The sequence below is a fragment of the Robertmurraya massiliosenegalensis JC6 genome, assembly GCF_000311725.1.
Taxonomy (GTDB): domain Bacteria; phylum Bacillota; class Bacilli; order Bacillales; family Cytobacillaceae; genus Robertmurraya; species Robertmurraya massiliosenegalensis.
Window position 1 is genome coordinate 420681 of sequence record NZ_HE978514.1, and the last position, 6986, is coordinate 427666.

Genomic DNA, 6986 nt, shown 5'->3' on the forward strand with positions numbered 1-6986 from the left:
ATACTAGTAACAATATTAAAAATTTGTAAAAGTCGTTATCTTTTGAAGTTTCTTGTCGTTTTTTGTATTTTGACGATATAATGAACTAAGAAAAAATGAGTAAAGGGACGTATTTGTATGACAAAAACAAATGAAACTTGTGAATTACTGATTCTCGAAACGAGCGATATTCATGGCAATGTCTTCCCTATCAACTATGGGAACAATCACGAAACCAATTCAGGTTTTGCCAAAATTGCTACCCTCATCAAAGAAGAAACGAAAAACCGTGAAAACATCTTACTTATCGATAATGGCGATGTCATCCAAGGCACTCCATTAACGTATCACTATGCCAAATTCCTTTCCGATAAAAAGAATCCGATGATTAGCATTTTAAATCATTTGGAGTATGATGCGGCTGTTATGGGAAACCATGAATTTAATTATGGGATGGAGTTGCTCAGAGCATCCGTAGAGGAATGCAATTTTCCTTGGCTGTCTGCCAATATCGTAAATGAAGCAACAAACGAACCTGCTTTTGGTACCCCTTATTTTATAAAAGAATTTCCGAATGGTTTGAGAGTTGCCGTTTTAGGGGTGACCACCCATTACATTCCCAATTGGGAAAATCCAAGCCATATTAAAGGCTTAACATTTGTTGACACGTATGAAACTCTTAAAAAATGGGTTCAGTACTTAAAAGAGAATGAAAACTATGATCTACTCGTCGTGTCCTATCATGGTGGCTTCGAAAGAGATTTAACAACAGGGGAACCGACCGAATCTTTGACCAGTGAGAATCAAGGCTATCAAATATGTAAAGAAATCGAAGGAATTGATGTCCTTTTAACAGGCCATCAACATCGAACGATTGCGACAACCTTACATGATATCGCCATTGTGCAACCAAGTTTTAATGGGCAAGCATTAGGAAAAGTCGTCCTACAATTCAAGTTCCTTAACGGAAAATGGCAAGTAATCAATAAAGCGACTGAATTAGTGGAAGTAACCGATGACACCGGGGTTCAAGAAGATGTTCTCGCATTAGCGGCAGAATTTGAAGAAAAAACTCAAAATTGGCTCGACCAACCTATTGGCGAGATTAAGGGTGATATGAAAATTGTAGATGCCTTTAATGTAAGACTCAAAGACCATTCTCTTATTGAATTTATTAACAAAGTTCAAATGGATGCAGCAGGAGTTGACATCTCCAATACAGCTCTTTTTCATAATGGCTCACCAGGACTTCCTGAACGGGTTACGATGCGGGATATTGTCTCCAATTATATCTATCCAAACACTTTAAAAGTGATCCGCATTTCTGGACAGGATATTAAAGATGCGTTGGAAAAATGTGCGACCTATTTTACCTTAAATGACAAAAAAGAAATTACAGTCAACCCTTCATTTATGGATCCTAAACCGCAGCATTACAACTACGATATGTGGGAAGGAATTGAATACGTACTAAATATTTCTAATCCAGTTGGTGCTCGAGTGGAGAAGCTCCTTCGCAATGGTGAACCACTCAATCTCACAGCTCAATATGATGTGGTCATGAATAATTACCGTGCTGGTGGCGGTGGCGATTTCGAAATGTTTAAAGACAAACCGGTTATAAAAGAAATCCAAACGGATATGACAGAAATTCTCGCAGACTACTTCCTCAAAAGAAAAACTGTTGAAGCAAGTTGCAACCATAATTGGAAGGTTATTTCATAATGTGAGAAGGCATTTGGGAAGGGAATTTCCTGAATGCCTTTGTATTTGTCTTCAAACAAGAATCCCACGTTTACTTTTTGTATAATAAGAGATAGAAGAAATGGGGGTTTGAGATGAATATTGAAAAGATAAAGTATTTTATTGACCTGGTTGAATGTAAAAATTTCACGGAAACAGCAAAGAAAAATTTTGTATCTCAAACAACCATAAGCCAACAAATTGCATCACTTGAAAGAGAATTTCAAATGCAATTGATTGACCGCAAACAAATTCCTATTGAACCGACAGAAGCTGGATGGCTTTTTTATGGTGAAGCGCTAACTATTTGGAAGCAATTCAATCATCTGAAAGCGAAAATGGTTCATTACCAAAAAGAAAAGAAGCATATGCTGACCATTGAGTATTCAACCATAATGGATATGCAACGTTTATTAAGTTTCATCCCTACATTTAAGGACAAATACCCTAATATAGAGATTGAATTGAACAAAGTATTATTAAAGGATATTTCAGATTTTCTAATAAAGGGTACCTACGACTTGGCAATTGCCTTTGATTCAGCCTTTAAAGGAAAAGAAATACAAACTTATCCGATTTACCAAGGACAGTATTGCGCTGTAGTAAGTCATGAACATCCACTCTTTGAGCACCAGGTTATCTCTAAAGAGGAACTTTATCATTATCCGCTCGTAATGCTAAGTCCGACTGCGATTGGGGATTCCTATCACCTAATGATTCAGCATGCATTAAAGGATGGCTATCAACCGAATATTTTACGTACCGTTGATGATGTCGAAACAGAACTTTTTCATATTCTTACTGAAAAATTAATTGGCTTTTTTCCAAATAATTATCAACTTCCTTATTCACTTGAAGAAGTTCGATTAATCCCAATAAAAGATTCTCATCATAATTTTAAGATTGAAATCGGCTATTTAAAAGAAAACAGAAATCCTGCTTTACAATCCTTTCTTCAGCAAATGCATGATTCGTTTTCCCAATAGGGAATACGTTTTTTCTATTAGACTTTGCTCATTATTTCACATACTATATAATTGTAAGCTATTAAAAAAGGAGTGTTGAAGATGGGGAAACTATTATTAACTGGTGTCGATGGCAATCTTGGAAAACTGGCTGCCAACTATTTATTAGAATTAGTAGATAAGGATCACGTAATATTATGTGGCTATGACCCCTCATCATTAAATCAATATGCGGATCAAGGTATCGAAACACATGTAACGAATTTTAATAAAATGGATGGCTTAGCAGAAGCTTTTGCTGGCGCTGAAAAAGTGGCATTAATCTCCATGCCGTTTGTAGGTAAAAAAAGGCAAAATGCTCATAAGAATGTGGTGGATGCAGCGAAAGCAGCAGGAGTAAAACAAATTATATACACCTCTCTCGTAAATGCAACAGATGAAACAAACCCAAGTGTGGAAAAAATCGACCATGCCTATACAGAAAACTATGTTAAAAGCGTAGGTCTTGATTATATTTTCCTTCGTAATTCTCAATATGCAGAAGCGATGATTACCAATTACTTTACCTTCGTAAAGGGAGATGGAGTATTAAAAAATAGCCAAGGTGATGGAAAAATGGCTTACATTTCTCGGAAAGACTGTGCGAAGGCACTGGCTCACGCACTTGCTACAAATGATTATCATGAATCCATTTTGAATATAAATGGACCCGAACTATTAACGATGAGCGAATTTATTGCAATCGGGAATGAAGTCACTGGTCACGATGTTACTTACCAAGAAATTACCGACGAGGAAAACTACCTCATTTTTGATGCCATGGGTGTCCCTAGAACAACGGATGGCGTATTTAAAGATGATTCAGAGGCACCATTCTCTTCTGAAGGAATGGTGACATTCGCACAAGCGATTCGTTTAGGAAAAATGGATCAATTTACAGATGACTTTGTGAAGCTTACTGGTCAACAACCAATGACCGTTAAATACATGTTTGAGCATGCAGATGAATTTCAAGTTGGAGAGCGCCATTCAAAAGATAGTTAACATAAGTACTCCCCAAAAGCTTATGCTTTTGGGGAGTAACATAAACGACCGAAACATGTATGCTTTCTTAGTTAATTCTGGAGATGTAAATCCGAAAGCAGCATTCCATATACAATGCTGTCCGTCCATTCACCCTTGTTCCAGAAATCTTGAATGAAATGCGCCTCTTTTCTCATCCCTATACGCTCACACAATCTTTGTGAAGCTTTATTTCTTGCATCAAGATTCGCTTGTATGCGATGTACTTTAAATTGATCAAACAATTTTTTGACTAATCCACTAACGGCTTCTGTTGCATAGCCATTTCCTTTAGCTTCATGGGAAAAGCTATACCCGATTTCAACCGTATCTTTCATACCCGTATACCACACAGATAAATCACCAATCACTTTTGTTTCGTGCACTACTGCCAAGCTTAAAGCTCTATCTTTTGTGAGGATACTATTTTCTAGTTTTTTCGCAAATTCCCTCTGCCTATTTTCATGTGTCCATTTGTCATGTAGGAGATATCTACATACATCATCATGATGATATATTTCAAATACAGATTCTAAGTCATTACGTTGAAAGGGTCTAATCGTTAATCGTTCAGTATGAAACTCCAAAGAAAGCCTCCTTTAATCGTAATTTATTCACCTCATTAAAATTCTTCATATACCGCTGGATCTTGATTGGCGATTCTGCCATCAGGTTGAGATAATTGGGAAATTGCTGTCATCTCTTCCTGCGCCAACTCGAAATCAAAAATGGTAATATTTTCAAATTGTCTTTGAGGTGAAGCAGATTTTGGAATCGAAATGGCTCCTAGCTGATAATGCCATCTTAACACCACTTGAGGAATCGTTTTTTTGTGGCGGTCGGCAATCTTTCGAATGGTGTCGATATTGATATGCTTTAAACCACGAGTAAAAGGACTCCATGATTGTGTTGCGATATTTTTCTCTTCATGGTATTTTCTTTGCTCTTCTTGGTTGAAAAACGGGTGTAGTTCAATTTGGTTCATGCTTGGCTTCACACCAGTTTCTTTTTCCAAACGCGCTAAATGCTCCGGTAAGAAATTGCATACACCAATAGAGCGAATTAGCCCCCATTTTTTGGCGTCAATCAACGCTTGCCAAGCTTCCACATATAGATCCTTACTTGGATTTGGCCAATGAATGAGATACAAATCATAGTAATCTAATTGTGCTCGAAATAACGATTCTTGAATCGCCGTTATTGCCTGATCATATTCGTGATAACGCCCAGGTAATTTGGAGGTGATTCGCAATTCTGACCTCGGAACCGAACTACGTCTAACTGCTTCCCCGACGGTCCCTTCATTTTCATAATTATAAGCGGAATCGAGAAGTCGATAGCCCAGATCAATTGCATGTTGGATCGACGTTGCTCCGTTATTTCCTTTAAGCTTATATGTACCTAGACCAATCACCGGCACTTTCAGACCATCGTTCAACGTGATTTCTGGAATTGAATTGCCCATTCACCTGTCACTTCCTTCATTAGAATACTTTTAAAATATCATAATAATGAAAAAAGTTCATGATATCTGCATCCAGGTGAATCTCCTAAATTATACCGTCATCTTCCAACTTGATAGGCTCAACCAATTTTCTTTTTCCTTATAATCAGGCATGATTTTCCCAACGAGTCGCCAGAAGGAGCGGTCATGATTGAGATGAACCATATGACTCATCTCGTGGACAACCACGTAGTCGATTACTTCTCGAGGTGCCATCGCCAGTCTCCAATTGAAGGTAAGCTTGCGATTAGAATCACAAGTACCCCACGTTTTTTGGCTATCTGTGATTTGAATGGAACGCGGCTTTGTTTTGAAGTTACTTTGGTGAACAGATATACTTTTTTCCACTAAAGCTTTGCATTGTTGAGAGTAAAAGCGTTTTAATGCCTGTTTAATATTCTCCTCATCATGCTGCTTCACATAAATATGCAGTTTCTCATCCTTAAACTCGACCCGTTCTTGCATAATATTCATATCTATAAAGATTTCGATAGGATAGGCATGGCCCAGATAAAGAAAATTTTCTCCATACTCATATACCTTTTCTTCTCGTCCACGTTGCCGATTCGTCATTTCCCTTAACTTTTCCTGAATCGCCTCCCAGTGCTCCTCTACTACTTGATGCACGTTCTCTTGTGATGTCCCCTTTGGAGCATGGACTTCCACCGTTCCATAACCATCCATTTTAATGGCGATCGATGTACGATTTTTGTATTTAATCTCAAGACGAATCGATTCGCCTAAGTATGAATGTATCATTGAATTTATCCCCTATATCGAACCGTCAATCCTCTTAAAAATTTTCTCGCAAAATTATCTCCACATTGCTTATAATTTTTATGTCCTTCTTTTCTCAGTAAAGCTCCGAGTTCCCCTTTCGTCACCCGAATTCCACCTTCATCGAAAATATCCAACATATCCTCGGTCGTTAACGCTAAAGCAATTTTCACTTTCTTTAATAAAAGATTATTCATATTAGTATGATTGCTAATTGAAGGCTCTACTTTAGTCGGTTGGCCTGGTTTTGGTTCTTGTTTTCCTCTTTTAAAAATAATGAATCCATTTAGAAAAGAATCCAACATGTGGTTATCACATTCAATGTGATCATCACTTTCCTCTTCAAAATCGTCTGTTCTCGTCAGTATTTTGACGACTTCTGGTACGGTTACATCCATTCCACCCAGTTTAAAAATCTCTGCCATTTCTCTATTTTTTATTTCCATCGCAAATCGCAAGCGAATTAATATATCATTATTATCCATCACTGGACCTCCCCTTGGAAAAAATATCTGGTACGATTATTTCCATTTTTCCTTCTTTGCCGTCTCACTTATCCACTACAGATTATGAACTGCATATTTTTTAACTATAATACTTTTTCGTCTTATAATCCATTTTCAAAGGAACAAAGCTCCTACAAAATGTAGGAAACTTCCGGTTTGTCTCATTCGATCCAACCATCTCTCACCCTTAAGCGGAATTTTTCCTGTTATCTCCTCGATGGAGTTCCATTTAGGAGAAATAACGGAAGATTTTCCGCTTATAGAGAGCAAAATCGTTTATTTTGGTATTTTTTGAGGGAATAGCAGGAATTTATCCTGTTATTTTGGCTCTTTTTCATGATGCTTGCTCATTAAGCGGAATTTCTCCTGTTATTTTTTCATGCCGATACGCCAACTGTTTATACGAACACGTTGTCCACAAGTCGAGGGAATTTATAAATTCCTGACAGG

7 protein-coding genes are annotated in these 6986 nt (G+C 37.4%); 3 read left to right on the forward strand and 4 right to left on the reverse strand.

Annotation, left to right across the window (positions count from 1 at the left end):
- The first annotated feature begins 117 nt into the window (after positions 1-117).
- The 3 genes from BMSHG_RS15590 to BMSHG_RS15600 all read left to right on the forward strand — a co-directional run bounded on the left by BMSHG_RS15590 (position 118) and on the right by BMSHG_RS15600 (position 3731).
- Positions 118-1704 (forward strand): bifunctional metallophosphatase/5'-nucleotidase, encoded by a 1587-nt coding sequence (locus BMSHG_RS15590; protein WP_019155386.1) that lies wholly within the window; start codon positions 118-120, stop codon positions 1702-1704.
- Between the two features lie 113 nt (positions 1705-1817).
- Positions 1818-2708 carry a LysR family transcriptional regulator gene (locus BMSHG_RS15595; protein WP_019155387.1) on the forward strand — a complete coding sequence of 297 codons (891 nt, stop codon included), beginning with the start codon at positions 1818-1820 and terminating at the stop codon, positions 2706-2708.
- Positions 2709-2789: 81 nt separating this feature from the next.
- Positions 2790-3731, forward strand: a complete 942-nt coding sequence (locus BMSHG_RS15600) for an NAD(P)H-binding protein (RefSeq protein ID WP_019155388.1) — start codon at positions 2790-2792, stop codon at positions 3729-3731.
- 71 nt (positions 3732-3802) lie between these two features.
- Here BMSHG_RS15600 and BMSHG_RS15605 read toward each other — a convergent pair whose 3' ends face one another.
- The 4 genes from BMSHG_RS15605 to BMSHG_RS15620 form a co-directional block, all read right to left on the reverse strand.
- Positions 3803-4336: a GNAT family N-acetyltransferase gene (locus tag BMSHG_RS15605; RefSeq protein WP_019155389.1), complete on the reverse strand. Its 534-nt coding sequence runs from the start codon at positions 4334-4336 to the stop codon at positions 3803-3805.
- A gap of 35 nt (positions 4337-4371) precedes the next feature.
- Positions 4372-5214: an aldo/keto reductase gene (locus tag BMSHG_RS15610; RefSeq protein ID WP_019155390.1), complete on the reverse strand. Its 843-nt coding sequence runs from the start codon at positions 5212-5214 to the stop codon at positions 4372-4374.
- A gap of 90 nt (positions 5215-5304) precedes the next feature.
- Positions 5305-6012, reverse strand: coding sequence for a M48 family metallopeptidase (locus tag BMSHG_RS15615; protein WP_019155391.1), 708 nt, complete (start codon positions 6010-6012; stop codon positions 5305-5307).
- Between the two features lie 5 nt (positions 6013-6017).
- Positions 6018-6515, reverse strand: a complete 498-nt coding sequence (locus BMSHG_RS15620; protein WP_019155392.1) for a YehS family protein — start codon at positions 6513-6515, stop codon at positions 6018-6020.
- Positions 6516-6986 lie beyond the last annotated feature (471 nt).

What these genes read in the sequence shown, in the direction of transcription:
- BMSHG_RS15590 (WP_019155386.1), top strand. Translation starts at nt 118, where the DNA reads ATGACAAAAACAAATGAAACTTGTGAATTACTGATTCTCGAAACGAGC.
- BMSHG_RS15595 (WP_019155387.1), top strand. Translation starts at nt 1,818, where the DNA reads ATGAATATTGAAAAGATAAAGTATTTTATTGACCTGGTTGAATGTAAA.
- BMSHG_RS15600 (WP_019155388.1), top strand. Translation starts at nt 2,790, where the DNA reads ATGGGGAAACTATTATTAACTGGTGTCGATGGCAATCTTGGAAAACTG.
- BMSHG_RS15610 (WP_019155390.1), bottom strand. Translation starts at nt 5,214, where the DNA reads ATGGGCAATTCAATTCCAGAAATCACGTTGAACGATGGTCTGAAAGTG.
- BMSHG_RS15615 (WP_019155391.1), bottom strand. Translation starts at nt 6,012, where the DNA reads ATGATACATTCATACTTAGGCGAATCGATTCGTCTTGAGATTAAATAC.
- BMSHG_RS15620 (WP_019155392.1), bottom strand. Translation starts at nt 6,515, where the DNA reads ATGGATAATAATGATATATTAATTCGCTTGCGATTTGCGATGGAAATA.